General features: G+C 67.3%; 1 protein-coding gene. It reads left to right on the top strand.

Features of this window, described 5'->3' with window-relative positions; genetic code table 11:
• Positions 1-51: 51 nt before the first annotated feature.
• Positions 52-1,112: transposase (locus tag ADL15_RS15100; protein WP_232344107.1), on the top strand; the 1,061-nt coding region annotated here is incomplete at its 3' end.

Raw genomic sequence — 1,112 nt, 5'->3', positions numbered from 1 at the left:
TCGTTTCGTAAGGGGAATCTCGCGACGCGGATCCGTGACGAGTTGGGTCAGGTGTATGAGGATTCCCAGTTCACGGCGGCGTTCGGGGTGCGGGGACGGCCCGGGATCTCCCCGGCGCAGTTGATGATCGTCACGGTGTTGCAGTTCTCGGAGAACCTGACCGACCGGCAGGCCGCGGACGCGGTCCGGGACCGGATCACCTGGAAATACGCACTCGGTCTCGCGTTGGAAGACCCGGGTTTCGACTTCACCGTCCTGAGCGAGTTCCGGGATCGCCTGGTCGACGGTGACCTGACCGCCCTGGCCCTGGACGCCCTGCTGGTCCGGCTGGGCGGGCTCGGGCTGGTCAAAGCCCGCGGCCGGCAACGCACCGATTCCACCCATGTCCTGGCCGCGATCCGGAACCTGAACCGCCTCGAACTGGCCGGGGAAACCCTGCGCGCCGCTCTGGAAGCCCTGGCCGCAGCAGCCCCGCAATGGCTGACCGCCACCATCGACGCGTCCTGGACCAGCGTTTACGGCGCCCGGATCGACAACCTGCGCCTACCGGAAAGCCAAACCCGCCGCGACGCCCTGATGACCCAGTACGGCGTCGACGGCTACCACCTGCTCGACGCGATCCACCACCGCGACGCACCGGGCTGGCTGGTCAACCTGCCCGCCGTGCAGGCATTACGCCAGATCTGGATCCAGCAGTACTACCGCACCACCGGCACCGGCCGGCAGGAGGTGCGACGGCGGGACCCCGCCCCTGACGGGGACGGCATCCCGCCCGCCAGAAACAAAATCATCTCCCCGTACGACCTCGACGCCCGATACAGCATCAAACGCGACACCACCTGGACCGGCTACAAAGTCCACATCACCGAAACCTGCGACCCACCCACCCCGGCCGGCGCGGATACCGGGCCCGGTGAACTCCCGAACCTGATCACGAACGTCGCCACCACCACCGCGACCGTCCCCGACACCGCGATGACCACCACCATCCACCAGCAACTCGACAACAAAAACCTGGCTCCCGCCGAGCACCTCACCGACGCCGGATATTCGTCCGCGCACATCATCGTGACCGCCGCCCACCAGCACGGCATCACCCTGATCTCCCCGCT

Source organism: Actinoplanes awajinensis subsp. mycoplanecinus, assembly GCF_001509495.1.
GTDB lineage: Bacteria > Actinomycetota > Actinomycetes > Mycobacteriales > Micromonosporaceae > Actinoplanes > Actinoplanes palleronii.
The sequence above is the reverse complement of the archived record's forward strand: the minus strand, read 5'-3'. Positions and strand labels throughout refer to the sequence as shown.